The 18,646-nt window shown below is 37.0% G+C and carries 18 protein-coding genes; all 18 read left to right on the forward strand.

Going from position 1 to position 18,646, the window contains the following annotated elements:
• The first annotated feature begins 33 nt into the window (after nucleotides 1–33).
• On the forward strand, nucleotides 34–537 hold the full coding sequence (accB, locus tag C1A05_RS04895) for an acetyl-CoA carboxylase biotin carboxyl carrier protein (protein ID WP_102027065.1): 504 nt from the start codon (nucleotides 34–36) through the stop codon (nucleotides 535–537).
• 13 nt (nucleotides 538–550) lie between these two features.
• Nucleotides 551–1,906, forward strand: coding sequence for an acetyl-CoA carboxylase biotin carboxylase subunit (accC, locus tag C1A05_RS04900; RefSeq protein ID WP_102027066.1), 1,356 nt, complete (start codon nucleotides 551–553; stop codon nucleotides 1,904–1,906).
• 19 nt (nucleotides 1,907–1,925) lie between these two features.
• Nucleotides 1,926–2,321, forward strand: a complete 396-nt coding sequence (locus C1A05_RS04905; RefSeq protein WP_102027067.1) for an Asp23/Gls24 family envelope stress response protein — start codon at nucleotides 1,926–1,928, stop codon at nucleotides 2,319–2,321.
• A gap of 284 nt (nucleotides 2,322–2,605) precedes the next feature.
• Nucleotides 2,606–3,004 (forward strand): transcription antitermination factor NusB, encoded by a 399-nt coding sequence (gene nusB / locus C1A05_RS04910; protein ID WP_102027068.1) that lies wholly within the window; start codon nucleotides 2,606–2,608, stop codon nucleotides 3,002–3,004.
• A gap of 24 nt (nucleotides 3,005–3,028) precedes the next feature.
• Nucleotides 3,029–4,375 (forward strand): exodeoxyribonuclease VII large subunit, encoded by a 1,347-nt coding sequence (gene xseA, locus C1A05_RS04915; protein WP_102027069.1) that lies wholly within the window; start codon nucleotides 3,029–3,031, stop codon nucleotides 4,373–4,375.
• The gene (locus tag C1A05_RS04920; protein ID WP_102027070.1) at nucleotides 4,375–4,608 is read left to right on the forward strand and encodes an exodeoxyribonuclease VII small subunit; all 234 of its coding nucleotides are present in this window, start codon (nucleotides 4,375–4,377) and stop codon (nucleotides 4,606–4,608) included. The genes xseA and C1A05_RS04920 overlap by 1 nt, the downstream gene beginning before the upstream one ends.
• Before the next feature lies 1 nt (nucleotide 4,609).
• On the forward strand, nucleotides 4,610–5,488 hold the full coding sequence (locus C1A05_RS04925) for a polyprenyl synthetase family protein (protein ID WP_234998343.1): 879 nt from the start codon (nucleotides 4,610–4,612) through the stop codon (nucleotides 5,486–5,488).
• A 724-nt stretch (nucleotides 5,489–6,212) separates the two neighbouring features.
• On the forward strand, nucleotides 6,213–6,803 hold the full coding sequence (locus tag C1A05_RS04930; protein ID WP_102027071.1) for a hypothetical protein: 591 nt from the start codon (nucleotides 6,213–6,215) through the stop codon (nucleotides 6,801–6,803).
• A 26-nt stretch (nucleotides 6,804–6,829) separates the two neighbouring features.
• Entirely contained in the window at nucleotides 6,830–8,722 is a 1,893-nt protein-coding gene (gene dxs / locus C1A05_RS04935) for a 1-deoxy-D-xylulose-5-phosphate synthase (RefSeq protein WP_102027072.1), read from the forward strand.
• 6 nt (nucleotides 8,723–8,728) lie between these two features.
• Nucleotides 8,729–9,550, forward strand: a complete 822-nt coding sequence (locus C1A05_RS04940; RefSeq protein ID WP_102027073.1) for a TlyA family RNA methyltransferase — start codon at nucleotides 8,729–8,731, stop codon at nucleotides 9,548–9,550.
• 90 nt (nucleotides 9,551–9,640) lie between these two features.
• The gene (ahrC, locus tag C1A05_RS04945) at nucleotides 9,641–10,090 is read left to right on the forward strand and encodes a transcriptional regulator AhrC/ArgR (RefSeq protein WP_102027368.1); all 450 of its coding nucleotides are present in this window, start codon (nucleotides 9,641–9,643) and stop codon (nucleotides 10,088–10,090) included.
• Between the two features lie 37 nt (nucleotides 10,091–10,127).
• On the forward strand, nucleotides 10,128–11,867 hold the full coding sequence (recN, locus tag C1A05_RS04950) for a DNA repair protein RecN (RefSeq protein WP_102027074.1): 1,740 nt from the start codon (nucleotides 10,128–10,130) through the stop codon (nucleotides 11,865–11,867).
• 459 nt (nucleotides 11,868–12,326) lie between these two features.
• Entirely contained in the window at nucleotides 12,327–13,583 is a 1,257-nt protein-coding gene (gene spoIVB, locus C1A05_RS04955; protein WP_102027369.1) for a SpoIVB peptidase, read from the forward strand.
• A gap of 363 nt (nucleotides 13,584–13,946) precedes the next feature.
• On the forward strand, nucleotides 13,947–14,735 hold the full coding sequence (gene spo0A / locus C1A05_RS04960; protein WP_102027075.1) for a sporulation transcription factor Spo0A: 789 nt from the start codon (nucleotides 13,947–13,949) through the stop codon (nucleotides 14,733–14,735).
• A gap of 178 nt (nucleotides 14,736–14,913) precedes the next feature.
• Nucleotides 14,914–15,702 (forward strand): MBL fold metallo-hydrolase, encoded by a 789-nt coding sequence (locus C1A05_RS04965; RefSeq protein WP_159462000.1) that lies wholly within the window; start codon nucleotides 14,914–14,916, stop codon nucleotides 15,700–15,702.
• Between the two features lie 168 nt (nucleotides 15,703–15,870).
• Nucleotides 15,871–16,203 carry an SCP2 sterol-binding domain-containing protein gene (locus tag C1A05_RS04970; RefSeq protein WP_102027077.1) on the forward strand — a complete coding sequence of 111 codons (333 nt, stop codon included), beginning with the start codon at nucleotides 15,871–15,873 and terminating at the stop codon, nucleotides 16,201–16,203.
• A gap of 88 nt (nucleotides 16,204–16,291) precedes the next feature.
• Entirely contained in the window at nucleotides 16,292–17,434 is a 1,143-nt protein-coding gene (locus C1A05_RS04975) for an acyl-CoA dehydrogenase family protein (RefSeq protein ID WP_102027078.1), read from the forward strand.
• Entirely contained in the window at nucleotides 17,431–18,639 is a 1,209-nt protein-coding gene (locus tag C1A05_RS04980; protein ID WP_102027079.1) for an acyl-CoA dehydrogenase family protein, read from the forward strand. The genes C1A05_RS04975 and C1A05_RS04980 overlap by 4 nt, the downstream gene beginning before the upstream one ends.
• Nucleotides 18,640–18,646: the final 7 nt, after the last annotated feature.

The raw sequence follows: 18,646 nt of genomic DNA on the forward strand, positions 1-18,646 counted from the left end.
AGTATTAGTTTAAAAGATAAAGGGGTGCCTAAAATGTTAAAAATTCAAGAAATTCGAGAACTAATTAAGCTTATTGATGAATCATCTATTGACGAATTCAAATATGAAGTCGATGGTGCAAAAGTAAAAATGAAGAAAAATAATGATAAAAGTGGACCTACCACTACTATTGTAGAGCAACCAGTGGCAGCTGTTCAGCAACCAGTTGTACAGGCTACACCACAAGTAGAAGTGCCTAAAGAAGAAAGTAATGTAGTAGAACAAAAGGAAGAGAAAAAAGATACAAAGTCTAAAGAATTTGACTACGAAATTACATCACCAATGGTTGGTACATTCTATCGCTCACCTTCCCCAGATAGTGATCCTTTTATAGAAGTTGGTGACAAGGTTAAAGCCGATACTACGGTATGTATTGTAGAAGCAATGAAATTATTTAATGAAATAGAAGCAGAAGTTACAGGCGAGATCGTTGAAATCCTAGTAAACAATGGTGAACTGGTAGAGTATGGTCAACCATTATTCCGAGTGAAAAAATAAGGGGTTGAGGTTTGTGATAAAAAGATTATTAGTAGCGAATCGAGGAGAAATCGCCGTTCGTATCATTCGTGCTTGTAAAGAGCTAGGGATCGAAACAGTAGCGGTTTACTCAGAAGCGGACAAAGAATCTTTACATGTAAAGCTGGCAGATGAAGCATACTGTATTGGGCCAGCATTTAGTAAAGAAAGCTATTTAAATATAACGAATATTATGAGCGTGGCCACATTAACAGAGGTAGACGCAATTCATCCAGGATACGGCTTCTTAGCTGAAAATCCAGACTTTGCAGAAATATGTAAGGAATGTAATATTATTTTTGTTGGCCCAAGTAGTTACTCGATTCAAAAAATGGGCACGAAAGACGTAGCAAGAGAAACAATGCGTGAAGCTGGTGTTCCGATTGTACCAGGTTCAAGAGGGATTATTGAAAACGTCGAAGAAGGAATTCAAATTGCAGAAGAAATAGGGTATCCTGTTATTATTAAAGCAACAGCAGGTGGTGGAGGAAAAGGTATTCGTATTGCTCGTAATGAAGAAGATTTAGTAAAAGGAATACGAGTTACCCAAAACGAAGCAGAAACTGCATTTGGAAATCCTGGTGTATATATTGAAAAATTTATTGAAGATTTCCGCCATGTTGAGATTCAAGTAATAGCTGATCAATATGGAAATACTGTCCATCTTGGAGAGCGCGATTGCACGATTCAACGCAGATTACAGAAATTAATTGAAGAAACACCATCACCAGCCATTACTCCAGAAATTCGTGAGGCTATGGGGGATGCTGCAGTGAAGGCAGCACAAGCTGTAGAATACACTGGTGCTGGTACGATTGAATTTATATTCGATAAACAAAGTAATCAATATTACTTTATGGAGATGAATACTCGTATACAAGTAGAGCATCCTGTAACTGAGATGGTTACTGGAATCGATTTAATTAAAGAACAAATTAAAGTTGCTTCCGGAGAAAAACTTTCCTTTACCCAACAAGAGGTGGAATTCCAAGGTTGGTCAATGGAATGTAGGATTAATGCAGAGAACCCGTTTAAAAACTTTATGCCTTCTCCAGGTGAGGTCCAAATGTATTTGCCACCAGGCGGATATGGTGTCCGAGTAGATTCTGCTGCTTATTCTGGGTGGAAGATCCCACCACATTATGATTCCATGATTGCAAAGCTAATTACACATGGTAAAACGAGAGAAGAAGCAATAGATAAAATGAGAAGGGCTTTAGATGAGTTTATTGTTGATGGCATACATACGACAATCCCTTTCCACCAAAGAATGATGAATCATGAAATTTTTATAAAAGGTGACTTTAATACGAAGTTTTTGGAAAAATATAATATAATGGATAATGAGTAAGGAAAGGAGTTGCTGACTCATGCCAGAAAATGAACTATTGAATGTGAGTGAAGATACATCATTAGGTAAAGTGGAGATTGCTCCAGAGGTTATTGAGGTTATTGCGGGAATAGCGGCAAGTGAGATATCTGGAGTTGCCCAAATGCGAGGCAGCTTTGCTACAAATGTAACAGAAAGATTTGGGAAAAAGAATCACGGAAAAGGTGTAAAAGTAGAACTATCCAGTGATGGTATTAAAATTGACGTTTATGTGGTTTTAAATTACGGACTTTCTATTCCTACCGTAGCACAAGCTATTCAGGATAACATTCGTCAAGCTTTACTTAATATGACTGCTTTAAAAATCAATGAAGTAAACGTCCATGTTGTAGGTGTACAAATGGAGCAAAAAGAGGAAGCAGAGATAGAAGAATAGAAACATACAAGTGACCATGGGGAAAATCTTCATGGTCATTTTTGTTGCATTACGTAGGACATAAGCTTAAGCTTGGCATAAAAAACGGACACAATAAGTAATGTTGAATAAATCGAAATGCAAAAAGTGAAGATATAAAAAGCCGAAGTGCTACCTGACTAGCTTTGATGTGGCAATTCTTTCTTTTAAATGTTATCATTCAAAAGGGCATAGTAAATATAAGTTTCTTTAAATGTAAAACTGTATATTTATACATCGGATTGAACAACAAAGGAGAAATTCATATGAAAAGAAGAAAAGCAAGAGAAAAGGCTTTTCAAATTTTATTTCAAATTGATATAAATGACATAAATGCAGAAGAAGCGATTTCCTTTGCAACAGAGGAAGAGCCAATGGATGACTTCACCAAAGAGCTTATTTATGGCGTTATGGAGCATAAAAACCAAATTGATGAAATGATTAGTGAACAACTAGTCAATTGGTCATTAAAGCGAATTGCTTCAGTAGAAAGAACATTACTCCGTATGGCAACTTTCGAAATGAAATATATAGAAAACATACCAGTAAAAGTTTCAATCAATGAGGCTGTTGATATTGCAAAGGATTACGGAGATGAAAGTTCCGGCAAATTTATAAATGGGGTTCTTTCCAAAATTGTGAAATCTGAGGAATCGGATCAATAATGGTCTATAAAGGGGAGCGTGACTGTGGAAAATCGATATTTGACCGTAACAGCGCTAACGAGGTATATAAAACATAAAATAGAAACAGATCGTAATTTAAAAGAAGTATACCTAAGAGGGGAAATTTCAAATTTCAAATTACATTCTCGTGGACATATGTATTTAACGTTGAAGGATGATCAAGCGCGTATACAAGCAGTAATGTTTTCGAGCTACAATCGTTTTATTAAATTTCGACCTGAGAACGGGATGAATGTGCTAATTAAAGGAGAAATAAGCGTTTATGAGCCACACGGTCAGTACCAATTATACATACATGACATGCAACCTGATGGAATTGGCGCCTTATATTTAGCATATGAACAATTAAAAGAGAAATTAGAAAAAGAAGGTCTTTTTAATCAAGAGCGGAAAAAAGTCATCCCTAAATATCCAGAACATATAGGTGTTATCACCTCTCCCACTGGTGCAGCTGTACGGGATATCTTTTCTACGTTAAATCGAAGATATCCGATAGCTAAAAAAACGTTACTCCCAGTCCTAGTTCAAGGAGAATATGCACCACAATCCATAGTACAAGCTATCAATCGAGCAAATGAATTACAGTTATTTGATTGCTTAATCGTTGGGCGTGGGGGTGGCTCTATTGAGGAATTATGGTCTTTTAATGAAGAGTCAGTAGCCCGTGCAATTGCGAATTCCAGCATACCCATTATTTCTGCGGTCGGCCATGAAACGGACTTTACCATTAGTGATTTTGTAGCTGATTTAAGAGCTCCAACCCCAACAGGTGCTGCGGAATTAGCAGTTCCCTCAGTACAAGATGTTGCAGATAGAATATCTATTATGAAAGCACGTATCCAAAGGGCAACCACAATGAAGCTTACCTCTTTAAGAGAGAAATTGACAAGCTTAGAGGAATCGTATGCGTTTCGGTATCCAGTTCAAATGTTACGGCAAAAGGAGCTTGATTTAGACCGTTTGCTCGATCAGCTTCAAAGGACCATAAAGAGCTATCAGCGTCAACAAATGGATAATGTTACGAATATTACGAAGCGACTTATGCAGCATCACCCGAGCCGGAAAATAGAAACGGTAACCATCCAAGCTACTAATGTAAGGGAAAGGCTACAAAGAGCGATGAAGCTTCAATTACAGAACAAACACTCCATCTTTAGTCATCGCCTAGATAAATTATCGTTGCTAAATCCGTTAGATATCATAAAGCGTGGATACACCGTTACATATGATGAGAATAAGAACGTTGTAAAATCAGTAAGGGATGTGCAAATAGGTGAAAACGTGGATGTTACATTATTAGACGGTACGTTAATGTGTGAAGTAAGGGCAATTAAGGAGGAGGAAAAGTAATGGAAGGGCAAGAGAAAAAGCTGAGTTTTGAAGAAGCGATTGAAAAGCTAGAAGTCATTGTAGCAAAGCTAGAAGAAGGCGATGTTCCATTAGAAAAAGCGATAGACTATTATCAAGAAGGAATGAAGCTTTCCAAATACTGTAACGATAAATTAACAAAAGTTGAAAAGCAAATGGAACAAATAATGAATGAACAAGGTGAATTTGAGCCTTTTTCACCGCAGGAGGATTAATGTGAAGTTTACTACATACATGGAGGAAAGACGGGACTTATTTAATAGTCGATTAACTGCATTGGTTAATGGATTAAAAAGTCCTGAACAATTAAAGTCATCAATTGTGTATTCCATTGAAGCAGGTGGAAAACGATTTCGTCCGATATTAATGATGGCTGCATTTGAAACATTCCATCATGAACTTGATAAAGTATTCGTTCCAGCTGCTTCATTAGAAATGATTCATACCTATTCCTTGATTCACGATGATTTGCCAGCTATGGATGACGATGATTATAGAAGAGGGAAACCGACTAATCACAAGCAATACGATGAAGCAACCGCTATATTAGCTGGTGATGGGCTCTTAACCGAGGCTTTTCATTTAATTGCAGCAACACCATTACTCAAAGCAGAAGAAAAAGTATTTGTTATGAAAGAGCTCGCCAAAGCAGCAGGTCCAGAAGGTATGGTTGCTGGTCAAATGCTTGATTTAGATGGAGAACACAAATCCTTAACCATTGAGGAAATGAATCATATTCATCTGCTTAAAACGGGACAATTAATTCGATTTGCGGTTCGTGTAGGTGCTTATTTAGGTGGAGCTACACCTCCACAAATTGAAGCGCTAGATGATTATGCTACTTCTCTTGGACTAATATTTCAAATTCAAGATGATATATTAGATGTGGTTGGAAATCAAGATACATTAGGCAAACCAATCGGAAGCGACGAACTTGCAGATAAAAGCACATATCCGAAAATACTTGGTTTAGATGGTGCCATTCGCCATAAACTAGAAGTAATGGAAAAAGCAAAAGAAGCATTAAGACAAGCAAATATAAATAACGGCATTTTATTTGAAATTATTGATTATCTAGGAAATCGTGATCATTAATGAGAATAATTGTATTTGAGAAGAACTTTTAAAATGTGATATATTAGTATTACATAAGGAATGGTGCAGTATTCTAGTCGGTCCTCCGTTCCTGAAGGCAGGCCTAAAAATCTGCCAAAGGGCACATCGATGAAGTTCCTTGTGTCGGCTTGAGGAGCCCAGCCTTGGGTCGATGCTGGGAGTTAAGGTTGTGGGGCGATCCACAAAGGCATGTGGGCGTTGACCCTACTTCCGCGGAGGCCCATTACTGTGGCATATTGATAACACTCAATTTGTTACGGAATGGGGTATGAACCTGCTTGATGGGGCGAATGGGGAGCTCTATCAGCAGCGTAGCCTGCCTTGAGTGGTATTTGAGGGGATAATGGTTTAATGCAAAACAAATAGGTGGCCACTATTTTTTTGCCTTGTATACCATTTGAAATCAGTACTGCAAAAGAGGCTAGGGAGCGGTTAAAGACTGTCGAGGAAAACTCCTAGACTGACTCTTCGGACATTTAAAGGGGATTATGGTGCAGACTAAGTGGTAATCCAGTCTAGCGCTCGGTGACGACGCTAAGTTGAATTTAAAGGGGAACCGCCGTTTGAGGCAACTCGCGGTATTCAACTGGGAAAACCTACTGGACCTAAGCTGCAATTTTTACCCTTTAAATGACCATTCCTTGCATTATTAATATATCCAAAAAAGTTTAAATACATTATACATATTGAGGGAAAAATATAAATGAGTCAGATGAAACGATCATTACGTTTTAGCTTAAGTATCGCCGTTATCACCTTTGTGTTAGCGGCTATTTTTACAATTATATCCTCCGTGCTTCTTAGTGGCGTTGGATGGGTTTTTGGTATGCTTATTGTTTTATGTATTGTATTAATTGGTGTTATATTTGATATGTTTGGTATTGCTGCAACATCTGCAGATGAAGTACCTTTTCATGCTATGGCTGCAGAAAAGGTTTCGGGTTCCAAACAATCGATCATTATTGTTCGAAATGCAGATCGTTTTGCAAGTTTCTGTAACGATGTAATTGGAGATATATCTGGGATTGTTAGTGGTACTGCGTCGGCAGCAGTAGTAGTACAATTAGCATTAGGAATGGGCTTCCAAGAGGATTCCACTAATCAAATAACCATATCAATTATCTTTACGAGTATCGTTGCAGCGTTTACTGTAGGAGGAAAGGCTTTAGGTAAATATTTTGCCATTCACTCTTCAACGAAAATTATTTTATTTGCAGGTAAAACGATTGCGTTTATTGAAAAATACTTACACATTAAATTATTACCTGCATTAAAAAAAGAAAAAAGGAAGTAGTTCCTAATGAAGGTGAGTGATCCCATATGGATCTCCGTACAATCCAAGATCCGACTTTTTTAAAAAACTATACAACTCAACAATTAGAAGCTTTGGCACAAGAAATTCGCGAGTTTTTAATTTATACATTATCGAAAACTGGCGGACATCTAGCTCCTAATCTAGGAGTAGTTGAACTAACGTTGGCTCTGCATAAAGCTTTTAATAGCCCAAAAGATAAATTTATTTGGGATGTTGGACATCAATCTTATGTTCATAAAATTTTAACTGGAAGAACGAAGGATTTTGATACGTTAAAACAATATAAAGGTCTAAGTGGTTTTCCGAAACGAAATGAGAGTGAGCATGATCATTGGGAAACAGGTCATAGCTCTACATCGTTGTCTGCAGCTATGGGTATGGCTGTAGCACGAGATTTAAAAGGGGAAGACCATTTTGTTGTTCCCATTATTGGTGACGGTGCCTTAACTGGTGGGATGGCACTAGAAGCATTAAATCATATTGGCAATGAGAACAAAAATCTTATCGTTATCCTAAATGACAATGAAATGTCGATAGCTCCAAACGTAGGGGCATTACATCATATTTTAGGTCGACTAAGAAGTGCAAATAAATACCAATGGGTTAAAGATGAAATGGAATATTTGTTAAAGAAAATTCCTGCTGTTGGTGGAAAGCTAGCACAAACAGCAGAAAGAATAAAAGATGGAATGAAATCCTTTGTTGTTCCTGGAATTTTCTTTGAAGAGTTAGGCTTTACTTATTATGGACCAGTGGATGGTCATAACTTTGATAAATTAGCAGAAAACATTCAATATGCGAAAAAAACAGAGGGACCAGTTATCATTCATGTCATTACGAAAAAAGGAAAAGGGTATCATCCCGCAGAAGCAGATAAAGTTGGTACCTGGCATGGAGTGGGACCTTATAAAATAGAATCTGGTGAAACGGTTAAAAAGAAAGCAAAAGCACCTGGTTGGAGTAAAGTAATTAGCGATGCCTTAAGTAAAATAGCTCGTGAAAACGAGAAAGTAGTCGCTATTACACCTGCAATGACAGTAGGCTCGAAATTAGAGGACTTCAAAAAAGCATTTCCAGAACGGCTTTTTGATGTAGGAATTGCAGAGCAGCATGCAACCACCTTTGCAGCAGGCCTAGCAACCCAAAATATGAAACCATTTTTATCGATTTATTCCACGTTTTTACAAAGAGCGTATGATCAAATCGTTCATGATGTTGCACGCCAAAATTTAAATGTTGTATTTGGTATTGACCGGGCTGGTCTTGTAGGTGCAGACGGTGAAACACATCAAGGTGTTTTTGATATTGCATTTTTACGACATATACCAAATATGGTATTGATGATGCCTAAGGATGAAAACGAAGGACAGCATATGGTTTACACAGCTATTGAATATGACCAAGGCCCGATTGCATTGCGATACCCTAGAGGAAATGCCTTAGGTGTCGAAATGGATGATTCCTTTAAAAAAATTCCGATTGGTTCGTGGGAAGTTTTAAAGGAAGGAAAAGATGGGGTTATTTTAACATTTGGTACAACCATTGATTTAGCATTAGAGGCAAGTAAAAAATTAGAAAATCAAGGCTTGTCCATTCGCGTCGTTAACGCACGTTTTATTAAACCATTAGATGAAAAAATGCTAAAGGACATTTTTGCTGAAAATATACCAGTTCTTACAATTGAAGAACATGTGCTGCAAGGTGGTTTTGGGAGTGCGGTTCTTGAATTTAAAGAAGAGCTTGGAAAACATCTAGATGTAATAGTGGAAAGAATGGGTATTCCGGACCGCTTTATTGAACACGGTAGTATAAGTGAGCTTTGGAGTGAAATTGGGTTGACAGAGGCTAGGGTTATCGAAAAATTAAAAGCAATGATGTCAAAAAAATTAAGGGCATGAGGCAGCATGAGTAAAGTTCGATTAGATGTATTATTAGTTGAAAGAGGCTTAGTGGAAACACGGGAGAAAGCAAAACGAACCATCATGGCTGGTCTCGTTTACTCAGAAAGTGAAAGGTTAGACAAGCCAGGTGTAAAAGTAGAGAGTGACATACCGCTTACAGTAAAAGGTAAAGCAATACCTTATGTAAGTCGAGGTGGGTTAAAGCTTGAAAAAGCACTTCAAGTTTTTGATGTATCTGTAAATCAAAAAATTATGATTGACATTGGATCATCGACGGGTGGGTTTACAGATTGTGGATTGCAAAATGGTGTAATGAAAAGCTACGCAATTGATGTAGGCTATAATCAGTTAGATTGGAAGCTACGGAATGATGATCGAGTCATTGTAATGGAAAAAACAAATTTTCGATATGTAACTTTAGATGACTTAACCTATGGAGCACCAAATTTTGCAACCATTGATGTGTCGTTTATTTCACTAAAGCTCATTTTACCTGTATTAAAAAATTTACTCGACGTAAATAGCGATGTGGTTGCTTTAATTAAACCACAATTCGAAGCAGGGCGAGATCAAGTGGGTAAAAAGGGCATTGTGCGTGATTCAAAAGTTCATAAGCAAGTAGTTCGAAATATGCTTGATTTTTGTGAGAGGGAAGGCTATAACGTTAAAAACTTAACCTATTCTCCAATCACTGGAGGAGAAGGAAATATTGAATTTCTAGTCCATCTTTCATGGGAGGGCACTGGTTCTGGTCATATCTCTTCACATATAAATGTGGAACAAGTTGTGAAAGAAGCTCATGAAAACCTAAGTAAAACACATTAAGAAACAACGAAGAGGGACTACAGCTTCTTTTATGTAGTCTCTTTTTTTATATGTTAAACGTTAAAATAGGAAAATGGAGTGAAGCAAATGGTGAGTAAAGGCCAAAGACATATTAAAATTCGTGAAATTATTGCCGAAAATGATATAGAAACACAGGATGAGCTTGTAGATAAATTGAAAAGTCTTGGTTACAATGTTACACAAGCAACTGTTTCAAGAGATATTAAAGAACTGCATTTGGTAAAGGTACCAATGTCTGATGGCCGATACAAATATAGTCTTCCTGCAGATCAACGATTTAACCCTTTAAACAAGTTAAAACGTTTGCTTATGGACTCCTTCGTAAAGTTGGATATGGCTAGTCACTTTATTGTCTTGAAAACGTTGCCAGGGAATGCACAAGCAGTAGGAGTTTTAATTGATAATTTAGATTGGGCCGAAATACTAGGTACAATTTGTGGTGATGATACGTGTTTAATTATTTGTAGAACAGAAGAAAATGCAAAGGACTTAAAAGAACGGTTTTTAGAAATGCTTTAATTTCAGGTGAATTCTTTAGGGAGTGGAGGTGGACGAATTGTTAGTGGAATTGTCCATTAAAGACTTTGCAATTATCGATAACATTCAAATTCAATTCAAAGAAGGACTTACCGTTCTAACAGGGGAAACTGGTGCAGGGAAGTCCATCATTATTGATGCAATCCAACTTTTAGCTGGTGGAAGAGGCTCTTCGGAATATGTTCGTCACGGTTGTCAAAAAGCAGAAATAGAAGGGTTATATTTTATCGAAGACAACATGCACTTAGCCTTTCAAAAAGCAAAAGAATTGGGTATTGAATTAGATGATGAAGGTACTCTTATTTTACAGCGTACCATTACTTCCTCAGGGAAAAGTATTTGCAGAGTAAACGGCAAATTAGTTACATTAGCCATATTACGTGAGTTTGGTCAAACTTTAATTGATATACATAGTCAGCATGAAACACAAAGCTTAATGAATGCCGATAAGCATTTAGTATTATTGGATTTATACAACATTGATAAAATTGGACCTGCAAAAGAAGAGTATCAAAGGTTGTATCGTGAATATAAGCAGCTTGAAAAAAGGTATCGAGAACTAAGTGAAAATGAACAAAAAATAGTACAAAGACTCGATTTATTAAAATTTCAACAATCTGAAATTGAAGAAGCAGATTTAAGTGTAGACGAAGACCTAAAATTAGAAGAAGAACGAAATACATTAGCAAATTACGAAAAGATTTATCAAGGGGTTCATGATGCCTATTATGCGTTATATGGAGAACAAAAAGGATTGGATTGGCTATCCCATGCGATGACCTCACTTGAAAGCATCAAGGAGTATGATACAGAGCTAAAAGAAAGATCAGACGACATTTCCAATCAATATTATTTGCTTGAGGAGCTATCTTTTCGTTTGCGATCGAAATTAGATGAAATGGAATTTAATCCAGAACGGCTAAACGAAATCGAAGCACGATTAAATGAAATAAATCGACTGAAACGGAAATATGGGCAAACGGTAGCTGAAATTTTAGATTACGCCGCAACGATTGATGAAGAAATTGAACAATTAGAAAACAAAGATGCACATCTATCTAAAATTGAAGAGCAGTTAAAAGAAAAAAGCAAAGATGCCATATTAGCTGCAGAACAATTACACCATTTAAGAACACAAGCTGCTGAAAAATTAAAAACTGCAATTTTAATCGAGCTTAAGGATCTATATTTAGAAAAAGCAAATTTTGATGTTGATTTTTCAGTATTGGGTGGAAATGAAACCGATCCGACATGGCAGGGGAAATCCATTAAATTACATGAAAATGGATTTGATCATATCAAATTTATGATAAGCACCAATTTAGGGGAACCTTTAAAAGAAGTTCATAAAATTGCATCTGGTGGAGAATTATCTAGAATCATGCTTGCTATTAAGAAAAATTTTGCTCGTCATCAAGGAGTAACAAGCGTAATCTTTGATGAGGTGGATACAGGTGTTAGTGGAAGAGTAGCACAGGCGATTGCAGAAAAGATCTATTCCATTTCCAATAGCTCACAAGTGCTATGTATTAGTCATCTACCACAAGTAGCTTCTATGGCTGATTCCCATCTTTTAATTGAAAAAATTGAAAAACAAAATCGGACCATAACAAAAGTTAAAGAGCTAACTGACACGGAAAAAACAGAAGAAATTGGCCGAATGATGACCGGTACAGAATTAACAAAAACTACAAAAGACCATGCTAAGGAACTGTTGAACTTAGCAATGAAATTTAAAGAAACTGTGGCGCGATCATAATCTGCCGGAATAGTGTTACGTAGTAAACGCGAAGGAAATAGAGTTCCTATATATTCCTTCGCGCTTTTTACACGGATTTTTTAATTTCTGCACCAAAATCAGAAAATTATAAGCACTCCATTTTTAAATTTCCAATCAAATCCAGCGAGGACAGCAAACGATATGTACGCTACAGATAAAGCAAGCATCTATAAAAATGTTGATTTGCCACCCACACGAGTACAAAAACCTCTACACTACCCAAGTTATCGTTATGATTAACCTTTTATGCTTAACTAACTTCACCCCTTCATCAGATTTGCATTTCCTAATGAATTTGAAATTGTGGAAAAGATATCTTGTATTTCTGTTCTTTACACTGTTTAAAACATTGATGAGAAGGTCAAATTATTAATACAGCATTTCATTTTGGTATGGGTTAGAAGCGAGGAGAGTGAAAAAGTGAAAAAGAGAGAAATCATGCGAATCATGATAGGCTTGATCCTCCTTGTTTCATTCCTGTCAATTCCATTTATACCTCCTATGTCACAATACTTTTCTATCCCAGATGAGATAACGTTGTTTGATGAGCAAGATGGTTATGCTTTGCCTGCAATAGCAAATAGTACAACATCAATGGACCAAGAAAACGAGTCTGTTGAGGCATTTTCAAACAACATTATTCCGAAGCAACCTGGTAAAAGCACCCTTTTCTATGAATGGGCAGGCATGCCAATCAAAAAGGTAAATGTAGAAGTATTGAATGATTTGAAAGTAATTCCAGGGGGACAATCAATAGGTGTACGACTTCATACATTAGGAGTCCTTGTAGTAGGTCATCACTTAGTTGATTCAGGTGAAGCGAAAGTGTCACCTGGTGAAGAGGCAGGGATTAAAGTTGGGGATGTTATTCTAGAAATAAACGGCAAAAAGGTTAAAAAGGTTGATGATGTTGCTGCGATTGTAAATAGGGCAGAAGGTAAGGCGTTAAAAGTAAAAGTAAAACGAAATGACAAAGAATTTACGACGACCCTAGAACCAAAATATGATAATAAAGATGGCAAACAACGTATTGGCTTATATATTCGTGACTCTGCAGCCGGAATTGGAACGATGACATTTTACCATCCGGAATCAAAAAAATATGGAGCGTTAGGACATGTTATATCTGATATGGATACACGAAAGCCAATTCAAATTCATGATGGACAATTAGTACCTTCTAATGTGACATCCATTGAAAAAGGATCGAATGGTGTACCAGGAGAGAAAAATGCAGAATTCTCTATCGAAGATGAATCCATCGGTAGTATTACAAAAAATAGTCCATTTGGGATTTTTGGTGAACTAAAATCAGACATTAAAAATAATGTAATGGACAAACCGATGCCAATCGCGCTATCTCACCAAGTAGAACAAGGACCTGCACAAATTTTAACCGTTCTAGAGGGACAAAAAGTAGAAGCATTTGATATTGAAATTGTGAGTTCTGTACCACAAAAACATCCTGAAACAAAGGGAATGATTATCAAGATTACAGACCCTAGGCTCTTAGAGAAAACTGGCGGAATCGTTCAAGGGATGAGTGGAAGCCCAATTATTCAAAATGGCAAAATTATTGGTGCTGTAACACACGTTTTCGTTAACGATTCAACAAGTGGGTATGGAGTGCATATTGAATGGATGTTACAGGAAGCAGGTATCGATATTTATAAAGGTCAAAAAGAAGCGAGCTAATTGCTCGCTTCTTTCCTTTTTATCGAAAGAAGCATACAGATGCTGTATAAAAAATAATGATTTTTGGTTGTTTTGAAGAAGGATGTTTAAATAGCTAAAAGTTTGGGTATTAAACAAGTGGTAGTTATTGTCAGTAAATTCTGTAATTCGCATTGAAATAGAAATGGGGTGACTTTCGTTAAAGATTTTTCGACATTTTTTATCGAAAAATGTTGATTTGGAGCAAAAATAAAGGAAATAGTTAGAAAAACTAAAAAAAATACATATTTTTTAATCTTTTTAACTGAAAAAAAGGAATTTTAGAACTTGTGTCGAATATGTTAGTGGAGTAAATAGGAGTACTTATAGAGGAGGAAAAGGCTTGTGGAGAAAGTAAAAGTATGTTTGGCAGATGATAATAGAGAACTTGTTCAATTATTAGAAAATTATTTTAGTGAACAATCCGAAATTGAAGTGATTGGTAAAGCATTCAATGGGAAAGAATGCTTAGAGGTTATCGAAGAAAAACAACCGGATGTTTTAATTTTAGATATTATTATGCCGCATATAGACGGTATTGCAGTTTTAAGAAAAATGAAGGAGTTAAATTTAAATAAAGTTCCAAAAGTCATTATGTTAACTGCATTCGGACAAGAAGAGGTTACAAAAAAGGCTGTAGATTTAGGTGCAGCTTATTTTATGCTCAAACCATTTGATTTGGATCAGTTAAAAGAGCAGATTTTGCAGTTAAGTGAAAACCCTGCAATCGTGAAATCAAATCAAGTTTCGTCTATTCCATCAAGACAACCATCAAGACAAATTGATTTAGATGCAAGTATTACAAATATTATCCATGAGATTGGAGTTCCTGCTCATATTAAAGGATATATGTATTTGCGAACGGCCATTTCCATGGTATACAACGATATTGAATTGTTAGGATCGATTACGAAGGTGCTTTATCCAGATATTGCTAAGAAATTTAATACTACAGCATCACGAGTTGAGCGTGCAATACGTCATGCCATCGAAGTTGCTTGGAACCGTGGGAATGTTGATTCCATTTCCAATCTGTTTGGATATACAGTCAATATGTCCAAAGCGAAGCCTACAAATTCCGAGTTTATTGCTATGGTTGCAGACCGTTTGCGTTTAGAACATAAAGTTTCTTAATAATTCGATTGGTATTCATAAAAAGGACATCGTTACTTAATGAAAATTCGTTAAGTAATGATGTCTTTTTGTATTTTCCGTTATAATAGAATAATGTTCATCACTTTAATTGTAGGGATAGATAGTTATATTCGTTTATGATTTAGTAATGGTAATTACATAAATGAGGTGCTTATTATTGAACATCGTTACTTACGAAGAAGTGCAAGGAATAAAATTTCCAGTTAACCCCATTGTTAAGTATATGTCAGTATATATATATTATATCGACGGGCTCCTTATTGACACAGGACCTAGATTAGGAAAACGCAAATTAGCAAAAATTTATAAGGATTGGGATATTAACCAGGTTGCAATTACTCATTATCATAGTGATCATACGGGAATGGTTAAGTGGCTTGAGCGCCATAAAAAGTTAGACATCTTTTGTAGTGAAGAAACAATCCATATCGTGAATCACCGATGGGAACTATCTACTTTTGAAAAACTATTTTCAACCCGTTTTAATGGGAGAGTTTACGAGGATATGCTCCGAACACCAAACTTCAGCTTTATTCCAATAAAAACACCGGGGCATACAGACGACCATACCGCATTATATGAGCCAAATAAAGGTTGGTTGTTCACTGGAGATTTATATGTATCTCCCTTTCCAAAGGTATGTTTAAAAGAAGAATCCATTTCAGATTATATTTCGTCGTTAGATCAATTAACGAAATTGGATGTTTCCACTATCTTTTGTGCGCATGAAGGCATTATTTCGAATGGTAAAAAAATGCTGAAGAAAAAACATATGTACTTAGAAAAGATGCGTAATGAAGTGGTACGACTACATGGGCTAGGGTTTGACGATCGAGCCATTGTGAAAAAACTCTTACCAGATAAAGTGAAGTTAGAAGTCCTTACATTTGGGTCTTTTTCAAGGCTTCATTTTGTGCGTTCTTGTTATCGAGATTTAGAAAAATAAATGAAACATGAAACCGACTATTTTTAATAGTTGGTTTTTTTGTGGACATACAAAGGTAGGAGCGCCTTCGATTCTTATACGACAACACCCTACATTTTACGGAATAGGTTTTTAACGAAACGCCATTTATGATGAAGTTATAACAATCCATTAGGGAGGAAGAAATACATGACAGAAGTAAAAGAAATATTTCAAGAAATTGATTCTGCATTGAGTACAGATCCGAGTCGTGCGAATGGAGTAAAGGCTGTGTATCAATTTGATATTTCAGGAGTTGGAACCTATCAGCTTGTTTTACGAGAAGAAAATAGCTTTGCCCAAGAAGGTAGTTCGGAGAAACCGGATTGCACGCTGGCAATGTCACCTGAGGATTTTCTGAAAATGGCAGATGGGACATTAAATGGTACTCAGGCGTTTATGAGTGGTCGTTTAAAAATTAAAGGAAACATGGGCTTAGCTCTTAAATTACAAGGGTTATTGGCCTCCTATAAAGCTTCTTAATGAAATCGGTGTCATACCGATTTCTTTCCTATTTTAATCTGATTTCCCTTAAAGGGATGGTCTTTGTATTTGAAGGGAGGAAATACGATTGATTTCATTTCAGCCAACTAAAGAAGAATTATCCTTTATAGAGGTAGCAAAGGAACTTGCAATTGAAAAAATTCGACCAGAAGCACGAGCTTGTGAGGATAATAAACAAGTTCATAATCCACTAGCAAAACAAATTCAGCAGCTTGGCTTTCTCTCACTAGAATTAACGGAGGATTGGGAGGGGTTAGAGCTCCCATTAATTTCGCAGGCTCAAATTGTAAAAGCACTTTCATACGGAGATTTAGGCGTTGTTCAAGGGATACCTGGGTATGGTGATGCCGCACCGTTCTTACGCCTGTTTGGGAATCATCCAATACTGGCCTCTATTAAACAACAGCTACGAACAAATTTTCAACAGACGATTGCTCTATTGGACGTGGAGGACCAATGGGGGGCGAATGTAATTCTAACGCCTGAGGTAGATCATTATATTCTAAAAGGCACTTCACAACCAGTTCGGTTAGCGAAATATGCAGACTATATTCTTTTATTTGCAAGAGATGTGAACGGTCAACCCCTTATTGCATTTCTGAACAAGGAAGAACATCAATGGACGGTTATGGATGGAGAGGTACGGCTCGGCTTACTCGCATCTGGTATCAGCTCCTTATCTTTTGAACGCATTCGAATACGTAAAGAAAATATTGTTGCATTAGGAGAAGAAGCATTACATTGTATGCAAGCTGTTAGAACAAGAAACTATATTTTACACGCGGCTAAAGAAGTAGGATTAATGGAGGCTGCGTTAGACTATGCAACAGAGTATACAGCAAATAGAAAAGCGTTTGGTCAGCACATTGCAAAATTTCAAGGAGTTTCCTTTCGAATAGCTTCCATGGCAATCGAAACGCAAGTAGCCAATCACTTAGTATGGGAAGCGGCGTTACAGGTAGATGCCAATGATGAAAAGGGATATGGTGCAGCTTTACGAGCACTCTATCGAGCACATCGCTCCTTACGTTACGTAACGGATTCAGCTGTTCAGCTGTTAGGTGGCCATGGTTTCGTACAAGAATATCCAGTCGAAAAGTGGATGCGTGATGGAGAAGCGCAAGTCATGTTATATGGTCGTGAGCATCTACTTTTACAGGAACGAGGAGAACAGATTGTCTTAGGAGTAAAGGAGGTAGTCGAGAAGTGATATCTTTTGAGCTTTCCGAGCAACAACAACAAATTAAAGAAATGACTCATTGGTTTGCTGAATATGAAATGCGACCAATAGCGATGGAGGCAGATAAACTAGGGAAGGTTCCCGATGATTGGTTAGACAAAGTGAATCAAATGGGTATCCATTTAAATACTTCCTCCTTTAGTAGTGATGACGGAAGCGACAAAGGCCAAAACAGGAAGCGCGAGCGAGAAGGCAATCGCTTAGGTGTTTTGGCTACGGAAGAAATTGCTTGGGGTGATCCTGCAATAGCACTATCACTTCCTGGGGCAGGTCTTGGTGGACCACCAATTCAAAGTAGTGGTACACCAGAGCAAAAGCAACGATTTCTATCTATTTTTACGAAAGATAAGCCACGTTGGGGAGCTTATGCGTTAACAGAACCGGAAGCAGGGTCTGATGCATCTGGGATTCAAACAACTGCCAAAAAAGTGGATGGTGGTTATATTCTGAACGGCCAAAAAATATTTATTACCAATGGAGGTCGTGCATCCTGGGTTGTGGCGTTTGCCACCGTGGACCGTTCCCTTGGCAGAATGGGACAACGAGCATTTGTGGTTGAAAAAGGAACAAGCGGATTTTCATGTACAAAGCTTGCTAAGAAAATGGGGCTGCGGGCAAATGAAACGGCGGAATTATTATTTGAGGATTGCTTTGTACCTGATGAAAATTTGCTTGGTGGTGAAGCATTATATGAAATTACCAACAATAAAGCATCTGGATTTCAAGTTGCGATGAAAACATTTGATAGCACTCGTCCAATTGTAGCTTCCATGGCTATTGGTATCGCGCGTGCAGCTTATGAATACACACTAGATATTGTAAAAAGGGAATACCCGAGACACGGTAAATACTTTCAATTAGCAACGGAATATTTAGCTGAAGCGGATCAAGATATAACTGCGGCACGACTTTTAACGTGGGAAGCAGCATGGCGTGCTGATATAGGATTGGAAAATGCAAAAGAGGCTGCAATGTGTAAAGCTTTTGCAGGTCAAATTGCTTTAGATGTTTGTGCGAAATGTTTAGAATTACTTGGCCCAGTAGGTTTAGAAAATCATCTTGTTGAAAAGCTTTATCGAGATGTTAAAGTCTTTGATATTTTCGAGGGAACCAATGAAATCCAACATCTAGTAATAGCTAGGCGTCAATATGCTCCATTTGAGATTAAAGTTTAAGCAAAGG

This window comes from Salirhabdus sp. Marseille-P4669 (assembly GCF_900240405.1).
Lineage (GTDB): Bacteria > Bacillota > Bacilli > Bacillales > Alkalibacillaceae > OEQK01.

Excerpts from the sequence above, each read along its gene's own strand:
- accB (WP_102027065.1), top strand. The coding sequence starts at position 34 with ATGTTAAAAATTCAAGAAATTCGAGAACTAATTAAGCTTATTGATGAA.
- C1A05_RS04905 (WP_102027067.1), top strand. The coding sequence starts at position 1,926 with ATGCCAGAAAATGAACTATTGAATGTGAGTGAAGATACATCATTAGGT.
- nusB (WP_102027068.1), top strand. The coding sequence starts at position 2,606 with ATGAAAAGAAGAAAAGCAAGAGAAAAGGCTTTTCAAATTTTATTTCAA.
- C1A05_RS04920 (WP_102027070.1), top strand. The coding sequence starts at position 4,375 with ATGGAAGGGCAAGAGAAAAAGCTGAGTTTTGAAGAAGCGATTGAAAAG.
- C1A05_RS04930 (WP_102027071.1), top strand. The coding sequence starts at position 6,213 with ATGAGTCAGATGAAACGATCATTACGTTTTAGCTTAAGTATCGCCGTT.
- dxs (WP_102027072.1), top strand. The coding sequence starts at position 6,830 with ATGGATCTCCGTACAATCCAAGATCCGACTTTTTTAAAAAACTATACA.
- C1A05_RS04940 (WP_102027073.1), top strand. The coding sequence starts at position 8,729 with ATGAGTAAAGTTCGATTAGATGTATTATTAGTTGAAAGAGGCTTAGTG.
- spoIVB (WP_102027369.1), top strand. The coding sequence starts at position 12,327 with ATGCGAATCATGATAGGCTTGATCCTCCTTGTTTCATTCCTGTCAATT.
- C1A05_RS04970 (WP_102027077.1), top strand. The coding sequence starts at position 15,871 with ATGACAGAAGTAAAAGAAATATTTCAAGAAATTGATTCTGCATTGAGT.